13 protein-coding genes and 3 pseudogenes are annotated in these 14,308 nt (G+C 36.0%); all 16 read left to right on the top strand.

Annotated elements, in window-relative coordinates:
• The first annotated feature begins 5 nt into the window (after nucleotides 1-5).
• Complete coding sequence (locus HMPREF0819_RS02700; protein WP_004231964.1) at nucleotides 6-1,574, top strand: ABC1 kinase family protein; 1,569 nt, start codon at nucleotides 6-8, stop codon at nucleotides 1,572-1,574.
• 109 nt (nucleotides 1,575-1,683) lie between these two features.
• Nucleotides 1,684-3,117, top strand: a complete 1,434-nt coding sequence (locus HMPREF0819_RS02695) for a 6-phospho-beta-glucosidase (RefSeq protein ID WP_004231962.1) — start codon at nucleotides 1,684-1,686, stop codon at nucleotides 3,115-3,117.
• Between the two features lie 89 nt (nucleotides 3,118-3,206).
• The gene (locus tag HMPREF0819_RS02690) at nucleotides 3,207-3,446 is read left to right on the top strand and encodes a SemiSWEET transporter (RefSeq protein ID WP_004231953.1); all 240 of its coding nucleotides are present in this window, start codon (nucleotides 3,207-3,209) and stop codon (nucleotides 3,444-3,446) included.
• A 193-nt stretch (nucleotides 3,447-3,639) separates the two neighbouring features.
• Nucleotides 3,640-3,945 carry a hypothetical protein gene (locus tag HMPREF0819_RS02685; RefSeq protein WP_004231951.1) on the top strand — a complete coding sequence of 102 codons (306 nt, stop codon included), beginning with the start codon at nucleotides 3,640-3,642 and terminating at the stop codon, nucleotides 3,943-3,945.
• Nucleotides 3,946-4,072: 127 nt separating this feature from the next.
• Nucleotides 4,073-4,399, top strand: coding sequence for a hypothetical protein (locus tag HMPREF0819_RS02680; RefSeq protein ID WP_004231948.1), 327 nt, complete (start codon nucleotides 4,073-4,075; stop codon nucleotides 4,397-4,399).
• A gap of 11 nt (nucleotides 4,400-4,410) precedes the next feature.
• Nucleotides 4,411-4,749, top strand: coding sequence for a hypothetical protein (locus HMPREF0819_RS02675; protein WP_004231945.1), 339 nt, complete (start codon nucleotides 4,411-4,413; stop codon nucleotides 4,747-4,749).
• 219 nt (nucleotides 4,750-4,968) lie between these two features.
• Nucleotides 4,969-5,286, top strand: coding sequence for a PTS cellobiose transporter subunit IIB (locus HMPREF0819_RS02670; protein WP_004231942.1), 318 nt, complete (start codon nucleotides 4,969-4,971; stop codon nucleotides 5,284-5,286).
• A gap of 50 nt (nucleotides 5,287-5,336) precedes the next feature.
• Nucleotides 5,337-7,310 carry a BglG family transcription antiterminator gene (locus HMPREF0819_RS02665; RefSeq protein WP_004231939.1) on the top strand — a complete coding sequence of 658 codons (1,974 nt, stop codon included), beginning with the start codon at nucleotides 5,337-5,339 and terminating at the stop codon, nucleotides 7,308-7,310.
• Nucleotides 7,311-7,328: 18 nt separating this feature from the next.
• Entirely contained in the window at nucleotides 7,329-7,643 is a 315-nt protein-coding gene (locus tag HMPREF0819_RS02660; protein ID WP_004231937.1) for a PTS cellobiose transporter subunit IIA, read from the top strand.
• A gap of 22 nt (nucleotides 7,644-7,665) precedes the next feature.
• Nucleotides 7,666-8,178 (top strand): hypothetical protein, encoded by a 513-nt coding sequence (locus HMPREF0819_RS02655; RefSeq protein WP_004231935.1) that lies wholly within the window; start codon nucleotides 7,666-7,668, stop codon nucleotides 8,176-8,178.
• 38 nt (nucleotides 8,179-8,216) lie between these two features.
• The gene (gene celB / locus HMPREF0819_RS02650) at nucleotides 8,217-9,542 is read left to right on the top strand and encodes a PTS cellobiose transporter subunit IIC (protein ID WP_004231932.1); all 1,326 of its coding nucleotides are present in this window, start codon (nucleotides 8,217-8,219) and stop codon (nucleotides 9,540-9,542) included.
• A gap of 148 nt (nucleotides 9,543-9,690) precedes the next feature.
• The gene (locus HMPREF0819_RS02645; RefSeq protein WP_044023285.1) at nucleotides 9,691-10,512 is read left to right on the top strand and encodes a Cof-type HAD-IIB family hydrolase; all 822 of its coding nucleotides are present in this window, start codon (nucleotides 9,691-9,693) and stop codon (nucleotides 10,510-10,512) included.
• A gap of 16 nt (nucleotides 10,513-10,528) precedes the next feature.
• Nucleotides 10,529-11,329, top strand: a pseudogene (locus HMPREF0819_RS02640) (Cof-type HAD-IIB family hydrolase).
• Nucleotides 11,330-11,983: an SGNH/GDSL hydrolase family protein gene (locus HMPREF0819_RS02635; protein WP_004231924.1), complete on the top strand. Its 654-nt coding sequence runs from the start codon at nucleotides 11,330-11,332 to the stop codon at nucleotides 11,981-11,983. It begins immediately after the preceding pseudogene.
• Between the two features lie 95 nt (nucleotides 11,984-12,078).
• Nucleotides 12,079-13,527 (top strand): annotated as a pseudogene (locus tag HMPREF0819_RS02630) (glycoside hydrolase family 1 protein).
• A gap of 196 nt (nucleotides 13,528-13,723) precedes the next feature.
• Nucleotides 13,724-14,308 (top strand): annotated as a pseudogene (locus tag HMPREF0819_RS09025) (hypothetical protein); the annotation flags it as partial.

Below are 14,308 nucleotides of genomic sequence, written 5' to 3'. Positions count from 1 at the left end.
GGAGTATGTCAGGTAGACGCTTACGAGAAATCATTGGGGCTTTTAGTTCAGTTGGATTAACGTCTATAATCGAAAAAGGAAAAGCAACAGAAGATAAGTCAACGCCAAGAAAACTACGTCTTGCTTTTGAAACACTAGGACCAAGTTTTGTAAAAATTGGTCAAATTTTATCAACACGAAGTGATTTATTTCCTGAGGCTTATGTCAAAGAGTTGAGTAAATTGCAAAGTAATGTGCTTCCATTGCCAACTGAACTGGTGATGGAGGCCATTTCTGATGAGCTTTCTGGTCCAGTTTCAGCATACTTTACTGAAATTACACCAGAACCTTTGGCAAGTGGCTCAGTTGCTCAGACACATCGCGCTCGTTTGTTAAATGGTCGAGATGTCATTATCAAGATTCAACGACCTCATTTGCCTGAAATTATTGAACAAGATTTAACTTTGTTAATTCGACTATCAAGACGTGTTCCCAAAGCACTTCTTCCAATGGTCAATCTACCTGAAGTTTTGCAACAGATTAAGGAAAGTCTGACACGTGAGATTGATTTTCGCAACGAAGCACAGGCTATGATTACTTTTGCGAAACTCAATCAAAACGTTAAATGTGTTGCTATTCCAGAAGTTTATGATGAATTTACAACTCCTCGAATGATTGTCGAAGACTACGTTTCAGGTATTCCAATTAATCATTATGATGAGTTGGTTAAAGCTGGTTATGACCTTGAAGATGTTGGTAAAAAGCTGATGCTAAGCTTTATCAAGCAAGTCTTTAAAGACGGATTTTTCCATGGTGATCCGCATCCAGGAAATCTTTTTATTTCTGAAGGTAAGATATATTTTATTGATTTTGGTATCATGGGAAAACTTGAAAATGGCATGCGCGTGGCTTTAAATGACATTCTCTATAGTTTTACGGCTCAAGATGTTGAAGGGATGATACAAGGAATTCTTGCAGTCACAAGTTTCGACACATCGATGAATAAAACAGCGCTAGCCCAAGATGTTGAACGCATGCTTGCTAAGTATTCTAGCCTTGATATCGGTGCTTTATCTATTACAGGTTTGATTGAAGACTTGCTTAATGTTTTTGTCAAAAATGGTCTGAAGGCTTCGCCACAGATTACGATTTTGGAAAAAGCTGCGCTTCAAATCGAAGGGATTTTCCGAGAGTTAGCACCAGAAGTTGATTTAATGACGCTTGCTAAGAATTATTTCTTGGAAAATATGGGACCAGATATGCTCAAACAAGCATTGAATAAAGAAACTTTGCTTATTGAGCTATTCTACCAACTCAAAAATGGCAAAAATATCCCACGCAGGCTCAATCAACTTTTAGAGCAGGTGCTAAATGGACGAATCTTGGTTAATCATGACCTGTACGACTACACCAATCGCATCAAGTTCTTTAATCGAGTAGCTAATCGATTTGTCGTAAGCATTCTCTTTTTTGCTATTTTAATGGCAGCAGTAATTTTGAGCTTTAACCCACAAATGACTCCAGTATCGATAAGGCTATTTGCTATGTCTGGTTTACTCTTTGTATGGGATTTATTTCTCATTTTGAAAAAATAGTACTGAAACAAGATAGATAGAATTTCCTCATGACTTAGGAAATTTTTTCTATTTTTATTTTTGTAACCGCTTGCTATAATGACATTGTAAAAAACAAGGAGGATATGTAATGGCTAAGTTACCAGATAATTTTTTGTGGGGTGGTGCAGTTGCTGCTCACCAACTTGAAGGTGGTTGGAAAGAAGGAGGAAAAGGACTCAGTGTTGCTGACGTGATGACAGCAGGACGTCATGGTGTTCCTCGTGAAATTACTGATGGTGTTGTTGAAGGAAAATATTATCCAAACCATGAAGCGATTGATTTCTATCACCACTACAAAGAAGACATTGCTTTGTTTGCTGAAATGGGCTTCAAATGTTTCCGTACCTCAATTGCATGGACACGAATTTTCCCAAATGGGGATGAATTAGAACCAAACGAAGCAGGTTTGCAATTCTACGATGACTTATTTGATGAATGTTTGAAACATGGTATTGAACCAGTTGTGACCTTGTCTCACTTTGAATTGCCATATCACTTAGTTAAAGAATACGGTGGTTTCACAAATCGTAAATTGGTTGACTTCTTTGTTCGCTTTGCTGAAACATGTTTCCGTCGCTACAAAGATAAAGTTAAATATTGGATGACATTCAATGAAATCAATAACCAAGCTAACTATCAAGAAGATTTTGCACCGTTCACAAACTCTGGTATCGTCTACAAAGAAGGTGATGACCGCGAAACGATTATGTATCAAGCAGCTCACTATGAATTGGTAGCGTCAGCGCGTGCGGTTAAGATTGGTCGTGAAATCAACCCTGATTTCCAAATTGGTTGTATGATTGCCATGTGTCCAATTTATCCAGCAACTTGCAATCCAAAAGATATCTTAATGGCACAAAAAGCCATGGAAAAACGTTATTATTTTGCTGATGTACATGTTCATGGTTTCTATCCAAATCACATTCTTAAATATTGGGAACGTAAAGGCATTGATGTCGACGTGACAGAAGAAGATTTGGTAGATTTGAAAGAAGGAACTGTTGATTACATCGGATTCTCTTACTACATGTCATTTGCAATTGATGCCCACCGTGAAAATAATCCTCACTTTGACTACCTTGAAACAGAAGATTTGATTAAAAATAAATACGTCAAAGCTTCTGAATGGGGTTGGCAAATTGACCCAGAAGGACTTCGTTATAGCTTGAACTGGTTTACTGATATGTACCACTTGCCACTTTTCATCGTAGAAAATGGTTTTGGTGCTATTGACCAAGTTGAAGAAGACGGCATGGTTCACGATGATTATCGTATTGATTACCTTGGAGCTCACATTAAAGAAATGATTAAAGCTGTTGACGAAGATGGTGTTGATTTGATGGGATACACACCATGGGGTTGTATTGACCTTGTCTCAGCAAGTACGGGTGAAATGCGTAAACGTTATGGTTTCATTTACGTTGATAAAGATGATGAAGGTAACGGCACATACAAACGTACACCAAAATTGTCATTTGACTGGTACAAAAAAGTCATTGCTTCTAATGGTGAAGAAGTCTAAAACTATTAATTTATTTAAGAAACCTTTGTGAGGGTGTAATCTCTTACCTCACGAAGGTTTTTAGATGGTTGTAAGAAAGAGAGAAAGTTATGATTGGATATATTGCAGCTTGTTTGACAACTTTTGGTTTTTTACCACAAATGATTAAAGTTTTAAAGACAAAAGATGTTGAATCAATTTCACTTGGCATGTATACTATGTCAGTATCTGGTATGGCATTATGGTTGGCTCATGGCATTTCTGTCTCAGATCCAGCTCTAATTGTAGCAAATTCCATTTCTGTTGCTTTAGCAGGAATTATCCTAATTTGTAAAATCATTTATAAATAATCTTAAAAGTCTTTAAAATGTTGATAAATCGATGTTTTGAAGGATTTTTTTGCAAGAGAAATGTTGTAAAATCTTCTTATTTAATCACAGAATTTAGCTTTGCAGAAAATAATTGACAGGGCTTTCAAAAAAGATTATAGTAATCGTATAATTCGAGTGTTCCTGTTAGGAACCAGGAGGTGTTTAAGGTATTATGGTGACGATTTTAGCAATTATTTTTGGACTCTTGCTCGTTTTTGCAATTGTTCGGGTTGCCCAGATTAAGCTTGGACTAACCAAAGGTCCAATTTACCATTATTCGATTGCTATGCAACATGGTTTGAAGTTACCAGATTTGAGAAAAAATCATAATCTCAGAGGAAAAATTAAGATTATTTCAGTGACAGATGACACTTGTATGGTTCAATCAAAGATTAATGATACTGAGCTGAAAACAACCTTGATGAAAGATTATGGTTTAGATTCAACTCAGGTACTTGTCGAAGAAGTTCAAAAATAAGTGTATCTAAAAAGTTAATATTTATGACATTTTGTTTTGAAAAATAATTGTTTTTTGTATAAATGTCTTATAATGCCAATGAAGTCTTAAGAAACGCTTCAGAATAAAAGGCATAAGGAGATTAACGATGTTAGAAACAGTAGGAATTATTGTAATGCTTGCTTTTATTGCAGCTGCTATTTACACAGTTCATGCAAAACTATTGGTGACAAAAACCTTTGGTTATAACTACGTAGTGGTGGTGAAAGATGGAGTAACATTGCCTGATTTAGCAAGTAATGCGCACCTTAAAGGAAAAGTTAGAGTCGTTGGCTCATCAGATGATACTTGCAGTGTTCAATCACACCTCAACGATGTGGAACTGAAAAAGATTTTAATGGCAGACTATCACTTATCAGATGAACAAGTATCTATTCGCCCAGCACAACTATCTGGTGCACTTGGTATGATGTAGGAGATGTAAAAATGCTTCACTTTAATTTGTGGCTTGTACTTTTTTTGGTAGCAATTGCAGCTGCTTGGTTTGGAACAAGTAAATATCGAAAAACTTATGATAATCAAGGTGAACAAATGGGAGGTCCCTATATTATCAAGTTTTCAAATCTTGATAAGCAGCCAGATATTTTAACAAATCAAAAAATTGCTGAAACAATTCAACGGCTTCACAAGGACTCTAAAGGCTACCGTGTATATTCTAAGGTGAATGATGAAAAACTTAAAAAGCTAATTATCAATGAGTTAGGTTTGCAAGAAAATCAAGTTTCTGTAATTTACACAAAACTATTTATTCCAGCTTTCTTTTAGAGAAGTCAGACTAGTTTTCTAGTCTGTCTCTTTTTTTCTAAAAAAAACAAGTATTTTCCATAGTGGAAATTTTTCAATGCGGAAAAATACTAGATTTTACAGTAATTTCCGCAATAGTAGGAATTTTTTCCGTATTGTAAAGGAAAAAGAATGCGTTTACATAGTGGGTGCGTTTTCATATAATATCAGTGTAAACAAAAAACAAAGGAGATTCACATTATGGCTAAACAAGCTTTAATTATATGTGCAGGCGGTATGTCATCATCAATGATTGCTAAAAAAACTATGACATACCTTCAAGAAAAAGGTGAAGACGTCGAAATGGATGCCGTTGGTGTTCCAGAAGGTCAAAAACGTATTGAAGCTGATAAATATGATTTGTATCTTGTCAGCCCACAAACAAAAATGAACTTCAAACAATTAGCAGATGCTGCTGCTAAGAAAAACAAACCAATCGTTCAAATTCCACCGCAAGCTTACATTCCAATTCCAATGGGAATTGAAAAAATGGCAGCTTTGGTGAAAGAAAACATCTAATGCCTAATGTGATATAATAGTTCTATTGTTGTTTGGAGGTGTCCTTTTCTGTGTTAAACAAAAAAGAAAAGCAAATTATTCAATATCTAACAAAAGATAAAGAACAATTTGTAACTAGTAAAGAACTAGCAGCGCACATGGGATGTTCGGATAGAACAATTAGAACTTACTATAAAACACTAGTTGAAAAATTAGATAATTATTCTGGACTAGATTTGATTTCTAAGCAAGGATACGGTTATAAGCTTGGTATCTTAGACGATGATGCTTATGCTGATTTCTTGGAAGAAAATCACATCAATGATCGCCATTTTAATTATCAAAGTGTAACGGATATCAATGATCGCTACAATTTTCTGTTAAATAAATTGTTGTTTGAACAAAACGAAATTTATTTTGCTGATTTAGCAGATGAATTATTTGTAAGTCGATCAACTTTATCCAGTGACTTTAAAAAGATTAGAGAAAAGTTTAAACCATATCATTTAAAAATTGAAAGCAAAGCCAATAAGGGTGTTTACGTGATGGGGCAAGAACGTGATAAACGTCGATTCATTATGGATTACTTTATCGATTCTGGTTTCATCAATACCATGCATTCATATGTCGATAATGAGTTGCTCAACCAAAAGATTTCTTTTGAAGAGTTAACGATTATCGTTCTTGATGAGTACCGGGAGGGTGGTCTTAGATTATCAGATTTTGGGATTCAAAATTTGGTCATCCATATTGCTTTAGCTATTAGACGTATTACTGAAGGTTTTCGTATCAGTAAGGTGTCTGAGGATGAAGTGGTGCTGAGAGTCTTGGCAGAACGACATGTTGCTGAAAATATTTTAAAACGCGTTTCAGTTTCAACAGGAATTCATTTTCCGATTGAGGAAGTTGATTACATTACGCTTCACTTGGTGTCAAAAGGTCATGGGAACTCTTGTCACATTTCTGAGGTTTTGCAAGAGCAAGTGCGTCAGGAATTGATTGACAGTATTGATCAGATAAATCCAACTGTGAAAAATGATTTTCAACTGATTGAAGAGCTTTTAGCTCATCTGTCTACTATGTACATTCGTTTGCAAGGAAAAGTTGTTATGGAAAATCCTTTAACAGCAGAAATCCAAGCCAACTATCGTGACATGTATCAGTTAGCAGAGCGCGTGGTGTCAAATATGCCAACTTTCAGTGCTTATACTTTATCGCCAAATGAAATCGCATACATTTCCCTGCATTTTATGGCGGCAAAAGAGCGCTACAAAGAACAGCGTAAATACAATGTTCTCGTTATCTGTGCCACAGGTTACGGAAGCGCTCAAATGCTTAAGAGCAGAATTGAAAATGAGCTCGGGAACTTAGTTTCAATTACGGATGTTATCGGATACTACGAAATCAATGATGAAACGTTAAAAGGGATCGATTTCATCGTATCTTCCATCGATTTATCAAATCTGATGTTTAACATTCCAGTATTTACGGTTTCAGTCTTTTTAAATGATGAGGAGTTGAAAGATATTAAACAGGGAATCGCTCATTTGAATACTTCTATGGCAAATGTCGAATATCATCAAGATGAACTTAGTGTTAAAGATGTTTTTGACGATTATTTTTCAGAAGATTATTTCTTCTTAATGTCTGATGCGACAAAAGAAGATGTTTTGAAAAAACTTGCTGAAAGCATTTCAGTTAATGAAAATGACCAATTTGAAAAACGTTTATTGGATATGATGAAACAGCGTGAGGCGATGAGCTCGATTGTATTTGGCGAAAATATCGCTGTACCACATCCATTAAAAGCCGTCGGAAGCAAACATCACTTTGCAGTAGCCATTGTCAAAAATGGTGTCAAATGGGATGAACAATATCCTTCAATTAAGATCATCTTTTTAATGTCAATGTCGATTCATGATAATGATGGCTTACCAGAGTTGACATCTGCCATTGTTGATTTGGTTGATAATCCAAAACTTCAAGAACAAATGTTAGCTTGCCAATCATTTGATGAATTTAAAAAAATATTTTTATCTATTTAAAAAGGAAGTAGGAGTTATATGAATTCAGAAGAATTGCAAGTTGCAGCATTTGAAATTATTCTAAATTCTGGGAATGCTCGTTCCATTGTGCACGAAGCATTCGATGCTATGCGTGATGGAGATTACGCGCTAGCAGAAGAAAAGTTGAAAGAATCAAATGATGAACTGCTAAAAGCGCACCAGTCACAAACCCACTTGTTACAAGAATATGCAGGTGGTAAAGAGATTAATGTTGAAATCATTATGGTTCATGCCCAAGACCATTTGATGACAACAATGACACTTCGTGAAGTGGCGCTTGAAATGTTAAATCTATACAAAAAACTTGGTTAGTTAGGCAAGAAAGGGGATAGCTATGGATGTTTTAACAGAGAAAGAAAAAAGAGAATTAGATGCAACAAGACGTGAAAATGGGATTAAAAACATGTATTACACACGATATTTTCTCATTCGTTATGTGGTTGCTTTCTTCTTTTTCGTAAATCTGTACTGGATTTTGATGTTTCTATCAGCCAGCCGAATCAGCCTAGTTATCATTCCAGTTCTTATGGCGATTTTTGGTGCTATTTGTATGTGGGAACAATCGCGAATGTATTCAAGGGAGCAAAAACCTGCGGTTAAAACGCAATTTTATTTCCAAACGATTATTGCATTAAATGTCATTTTAATGATTGCTACTTTATTTAATCAATATCCATACTTTTATCCATTCTTGTCTGAAAATGGTACGACTCAAATTTTCCTTCTTGTGGTGCTTTTAGTCGGGATTATGATTGCATCATGGATGTTAGTAAAACTTGGACGTATCAATCGAAATGCAGACAAACAATATTACCGCATTCAACAATATTTGGCATCAATTAATTAGTTTATAAAAAATTCAACAGTTTTTAGGAGGAGAAGAAAATGTTTGAATTCTTAGAAAAGTACTTGATGGGGCCAATGGCTAAAGTATCTGCTTGGCGTCCTGTCCGTGCAATTGTTGCCGCTGGTATGGCCAGTATTCCATTTACTATCGTGGGGTCAATGTTCCTTGTCTTGAGCATTGTTCCACAAGCCTTTCCAATTCCTGCCTTAGCCACTATTTGGGCAAACTCAGTTGATAAGATTGCACCGCTTTACTTGCAAGCTTACAACTGTACAATGGGTATCTTGTCTCTATACTTTGCCATTGTCATTGGTTATGAATACACAAAGATCTTCGCTGATGAAGAAGAACTTGATGTAGATCCAGTTTACGGTGCTTTGCTTTCAGTATTTGCATACTTCTTGACAATTCCACAACTATTTGTCAAAAATGGTGCATTTGAATACTTGAACGTTAAAGGCGCTACAATCAATGGTTGGACTGTTGGTGGTAACAGCCTAGACCGTTTGTCAACTTCAGGTATGTTTACAGCTATTTTGATGGCGATTCTTGCTGTACAACTTTACAAAACTTGTATTAAACGCAATTGGGTCGTAAAAATGCCAGAAGCTGTTCCTTCAGGTGTAGCTCGTTCATTCTCAGCTTTGATTCCAGCAGCAGTTGTTGCATTTGTTGTTCTTATCATCAATGGTATCTTCATTTCACTTGATACTGATATCTACAACGTTGTTGCTATTCCATTTGGATTTGTTAAACACATCGCAAACTCTTGGCTCGGTATTGTTGTTATTTACCTTCTTGTTCACGCTTTGTGGATTGTTGGTATTCACGGTGCTAACATTGTCATGGGTCTTGTTAACCCAATCCTTTTGTCAAACATGGCAGAAAACGTTGATGGAGCTCACATCGCATTTGCCGGTGAATTCTCAAATTCATACGTTATCATGGGTGGTTCTGGTGCAATGCTTCTTGCCTGTGTATGGCTTGCAGTAGCAGCTAAATCATCTCAACTTAAAATGCTTGGTCGTGCAGCTATGGGTCCTGCAATCTTCAATATCAATGAACCACTTATCTTTGGTCTTCCAGTTGTATACAACCCAATTCTTGCCCTTCCATTCATCTTGGCACCAATCGTGAGTGCTTCAATCGCATATTGGTCAATCAAACTTGGTTTTGCCGCTGTATCTATCATTCAAACTCCATGGCCAACACCAATCGGTATTGGTGCTTACATTGGATCAGGTGGTAACATCGGTGCCGTTATTACAGCTCTTGTTTGTGCTGTAGCAGCATTCTTTGTTTGGTTCCCATTCCTTAAAATGTATGATTTGAAACTTCTCAAAGAAGAAGGTGTAGAAGCTTAATAAAAATTAAGAGCGGGTTTTCCCGTTCTTTTTTTGTTTTGAAATGAAAGAAGATAAGATACTTTTTATATCATAGTATTATTTTTTCTGAAGATATTCAAAGAAATTTTCAGGAATCTATCGTATAATGAAAGTAAAGGAGACTCATATGACAGTAAAAGTAATTGCAACAGATATGGATGGAACGTTTTTAACAGATTCAAAAACATACGACAAAGATCTCTTTGAACGTCTTTTTGATCATTTTCTTGAAGAAGGTATTAAATTTGTGGTAGCAAGTGGTAATCAATATCGTCAGATTATCAAGCAATTTCCAAAACACAAACATTTGATGTCTTTTGTTGCCGAAAATGGTGGTCACATTGTTGAAAATGGAAAGACGTTACAGGAAGAATTTGAAACGACAGAAGCTATATCAGCTTTGGTAAACTATATTGAGAAAAAGTATCCTGATACTATTATTAATTTAGCTGGTAAAGCTTCATCGTATCTTCCAAAATCAACACCGATTAAGGCAAAGAATACGTTGCAATACTATTTACCTGTATTAAAATACGTTGATAATCTTCATCCAATTCCTGATGACGATTTTTTCAAAGTGACCTTGCTTGTTCGTGATGAATTAACATTTCAAGTTCGCGATGAAATCAATACACTTTTTGAAAAGTATGAGCTAACAGCAACGTCTAGTGGATTTGGCTGTATCGATGTAATTCCGTCACATGTTCATAAAGGAACTGGGCTTGATTTTTTACTCAATCATTGGGGATATGGTCCAGAAAACCTTATGGTATTTGGTGACGGTGGTAATGATATTGAAATGATGAAATTAGCTAAGTACTCTTTTGCCATGTCTAATGCACCGCAGGATATTAAAGATATTGCTAGTTATCAAGCACCATCAAATCAGGAAAATGGGGTACTGAGAGTCTTGTCAGATTTTTTCTTGAAGGGGGCAGATTGTGATTAAATTAATTGTTAGTGATATGGATGGAACGTTTTTAAATCCAAAAGGGGGATATGACAAAGAACGTTTCCAAAAATTACTTGATAAAATGACTGAAAAAGGCATCTCTTTTGTAGTAGCAAGCGGTAATCGCATGGACCGTTTGAATGCTGTTTTTTCAGGAATTTCTGGTAACATTGATTTTGTTGCTGAAAATGGAGCGCTTGTTATTGATCATGGTGAAATGATTGCGCGTGAGTCTATGTCAGAAGAACAGGTAAATGCTGTTCTTGATTTTTTTGATGGCAAATTTCAAGATTATCGTATTGTACTTTCAGGGATTGATTCAGCTTACGTTATGACAGGGACTGATTTTGATATGGAAGCCTTTGATTTCGAATTAGAAGATGTACAACCATTTTTCAAAAATATGGTTCAAGTTGATGATTTTCATAAACGCCCTGCTGACCCAATTGTTAAAATCACGATAACCGTTAGTGAAAAGTCTGCTAAAAAGGTCACAAAATGATTTAATCGAGCTTTTAAAGGTGAACTGCGTGCGGTCGCAAGTGGCTATGGTGCTGTTGATATTATCAAAACTGGGATTCATAAAGCTTGGGGAGTGCAAACATTGATGTTTAAACATGGCATTAAACCAGAAGAAGTTGCTGCTTTTGGTGACGGCGGTAATGACCGTAAAATGCTCGAGTTAGCTGGGCATTCTTATACAGTTGCTAATGCTTCAGATGAGATTAAAAAGGTTGCTCGTTACATTATCCAATCAAATGCAAGAGATGGCGTGCTCAATACAATTGAAAACATTTTAGAAAGAGGAATCTAAATGACTGATTTTCAAGTTTTGTACCAAAAAAGTGATGTCAAAGAATTTCGAGCTTATGTGCTAAAGGATCAGCAGGAGCAGTTGTGGGAAAAATATGCTGCGCTTAATAAGCTTGCCTCACAACCAAACATTGTTTTTGCTGGTGATTCGATTACCGAATTTTTCCCAGTCCATGAAATGCTTCAACCTGAATTGAAACTTTACAACCGTGGTATTCACGGCATCAATAGTCTGCAATTGCTAGATCATATTGACAGTCAAATTTTAGACTTGAAACCAAATAAAATTTTTCTGTTGATTGGTGTCAACGATTTGAAAAATCGACAACCAGAGGAAGTCTGTGAAACTGTCTGTGAAATTATTGATAAGATTCAGCAAAAATTACCTGAAACACAGATTTTTCTGCTGTCAGTTTTTCCGATGAATGAGTCACCTGAATTTATTCGCACACCAAGTCTTCGAAGTAATAAAAATATTTCAATACTAAATGAGCTTCTTTCTCATTTGGCAAGCGACAAAGTGAAATGGCTGGATGTTCATGACTTGCTTTGTGATGAATCTGGACAATTATGTCGTGACTTAACAGTTGATGGTCTTCATTTGACGATAGATGGTTATACTATTATTTCTAAAATTATTCAGCAGTATTTATAGTGAGATAGTATCATTTTCTTAGATAATAATGCAAGATTGCGCTTTCAAATGACGGTATAATATTATTGTAAAACATTGAAAGAAGGAATGAATAGATGACAAAAGCATTTCCAAAAAATTTCCTTTGGGGCGGTGCAATCTCAGCAAACCAAGCTGAAGGAGCATATAATGAAGATGGTCGTGGACTCGTTGCTACAGATGTAACTACAGGTGGTAGCGTTAACTCACCACGTTACATGACATATATTGATAAAGATGGTAATCCTGGTAAAGTACCAGCCATGGGACACAATGGTAAAATTCCTGAAGGTGCAAAACACGCTGTTTTAGATACTGAACATTATCCAAATCACATGGCAGTTGATTTCTATCATCGCTATAAAGAAGACATTAAAATGTTTGCTGAAATGGGATATTCAGTATTCCGTTTGTCAATTTCTTGGGCACGTATTTCCCCAAATGGTGATGATAAAGAACCAAATCAAGCTGGACTTGATTTCTATCGTTCAGTTTTTGAAGAATGTCGTAAATACAATATTGAACCACTTGTTTCAATTTAGCACTTTGATACACCACTTGCTCTTGAAGAAAATTATGGTGGCTGGAAAAATCGTAAACTCATCGATTTTTATGTTCGCTACTGTGAAGTGATTTTCAACGAATACAAAGATTTGATCAAATATTGGTTGACGTTCAACGAAATCAACAATACAACTATGTTCCTTGACATGTTTGGTGCAAAAGCAACCGATGCTGATTATCAAGAAGGTTACCAAATTCTTCACCACCAATTTGTCGCGTCAGCTAAAGCAGTCCAAATCGGACATGCTATCAATCCAGACTTTATGATTGGTAACATGATTTGTGGTATTACATTCTACCCAGGAACTTGTGTCCCAGCAGATATCTTGGCTAACGAACACAAATGGCAATCAGGTATTTACTACTGTGGTGACGTTCAAGTAAAAGGTAAATATGGCACTTATGCAAAACGTCTCTGGAAAGAACACAATGTTGAGTTAGATATCACTGAAGAAGACCTTGAAGATTTGAAACGTGGTACAGTTGACATGTACACATTCTCTTACTACATGTCTAACAACGTTACTACTCATACTGGGGTTGAAGAAGTGGCAGGAAACTTCTCAACTGGTGCTAAAAATCCTTATTTGACTTACTCTGATTGGGGATGGGCGCACGACCCAGTAGGACTTCAATACTATCTAGAAAAAATCTACGACCGTTACGAAATTCCGTTGATGGTTGTTGAAAATGGTCTTGGTGCTTTTGATACAGTTGAAGAAGATGGCTCAATCCACGATGATTACCGCATTGACTACCACCGTGCACATATCAATTCCATGGCAGATGCTATTGCAAACGGGGTAGATCTTATTGGTTACACAACTTAGGGATGTATCGATATCGTTTCAGCAGGTACAGGTGAAATGCGTAAACGTTACGGCTTCATTTATGTTGATATGGATGACGCAGGTAGTGGTACTCTTAACCGCACACCGAAAGATAGCTTCTATTGGTCTTAAGATGTGATTGCATCAAATGGACAAAAAGCTATTGAAGAAGCTGAACAAAAATAATAGAAAACTAATGTGAATCCTTTGCCCTTTCACCTATGGTGGAAGGGATTTTTGTTTGTAAATTCAGCTTTCTAGTAACTTTCATACGATAATTATGATAGAATAAAGCTGTGTTAGGAAAACGTTTTAATAGGAGAAACTTATGAAAATTAAAGGTCATGGAACAATTAAGAAATCAAAAGCTTATGGAGTAATAGGTACGCTTTTATTATCGGCTGCTTTGATTGTGTCTTTTGGAAATGAAACTGTCAGTGCTGATGAAGTGACTAATACTTCATCTAATGTTATTGAAAATGTGTCAAATGTAGAAAATCAGATTGATAGTCCATTAACTGAAACAGCTGACAGTTTTACAGCAACAACTAATGATGGGGAAGTCTCTAAAACAAATGAAACTGTTGATGACAATCAAAGTAATTCTACATCTCAATCGTCAACGATTGCTACAACTGAAACATCCGATAGTAGTCAAATACTAAAAAGTGATGATGTCATTTCTAATACCTCAAAAGATGACGTTTCTAATGAAGTGATAAGTGAGCCAGAAAAGCAAAATGAAAGTCCTGAATTGGACAATTCAGACACGATTACAGAAACCACGCTTAAATCATCAAAACAAGATCAAGTAACTTCTGACTATCAAATTATTCTGAAGGCGGATAAAAAAGGGGCAACTGGAAGTGCTGCGACAGAAACGACAAGTGCAGCTCTAACAGCAAAAGGATTC

Source organism: Streptococcus equinus ATCC 9812 (assembly GCF_000187265.1).
In the GTDB taxonomy this organism is placed as follows: domain Bacteria; phylum Bacillota; class Bacilli; order Lactobacillales; family Streptococcaceae; genus Streptococcus; species Streptococcus equinus.
This window is presented reverse-complemented; position numbering and strand designations above follow the sequence as displayed.

Coding starts and splice junctions, on each gene's coding strand:
- HMPREF0819_RS02655 (WP_004231935.1), top strand. CDS start 7,666: ATGGATGTTTTAACAGAGAAAGAAAAAAGAGAATTAGATGCAACAAGA.
- HMPREF0819_RS02695 (WP_004231962.1), top strand. CDS start 1,684: ATGGCTAAGTTACCAGATAATTTTTTGTGGGGTGGTGCAGTTGCTGCT.
- HMPREF0819_RS02635 (WP_004231924.1), top strand. CDS start 11,330: ATGACTGATTTTCAAGTTTTGTACCAAAAAAGTGATGTCAAAGAATTT.
- HMPREF0819_RS02680 (WP_004231948.1), top strand. CDS start 4,073: ATGTTAGAAACAGTAGGAATTATTGTAATGCTTGCTTTTATTGCAGCT.
- HMPREF0819_RS02690 (WP_004231953.1), top strand. CDS start 3,207: ATGATTGGATATATTGCAGCTTGTTTGACAACTTTTGGTTTTTTACCA.
- HMPREF0819_RS02675 (WP_004231945.1), top strand. CDS start 4,411: ATGCTTCACTTTAATTTGTGGCTTGTACTTTTTTTGGTAGCAATTGCA.
- HMPREF0819_RS02700 (WP_004231964.1), top strand. CDS start 6: ATGTCAGGTAGACGCTTACGAGAAATCATTGGGGCTTTTAGTTCAGTT.
- HMPREF0819_RS02645 (WP_044023285.1), top strand. CDS start 9,691: ATGACAGTAAAAGTAATTGCAACAGATATGGATGGAACGTTTTTAACA.
- HMPREF0819_RS02670 (WP_004231942.1), top strand. CDS start 4,969: ATGGCTAAACAAGCTTTAATTATATGTGCAGGCGGTATGTCATCATCA.
- HMPREF0819_RS02685 (WP_004231951.1), top strand. CDS start 3,640: ATGGTGACGATTTTAGCAATTATTTTTGGACTCTTGCTCGTTTTTGCA.
- HMPREF0819_RS02660 (WP_004231937.1), top strand. CDS start 7,329: ATGAATTCAGAAGAATTGCAAGTTGCAGCATTTGAAATTATTCTAAAT.
- celB (WP_004231932.1), top strand. CDS start 8,217: ATGTTTGAATTCTTAGAAAAGTACTTGATGGGGCCAATGGCTAAAGTA.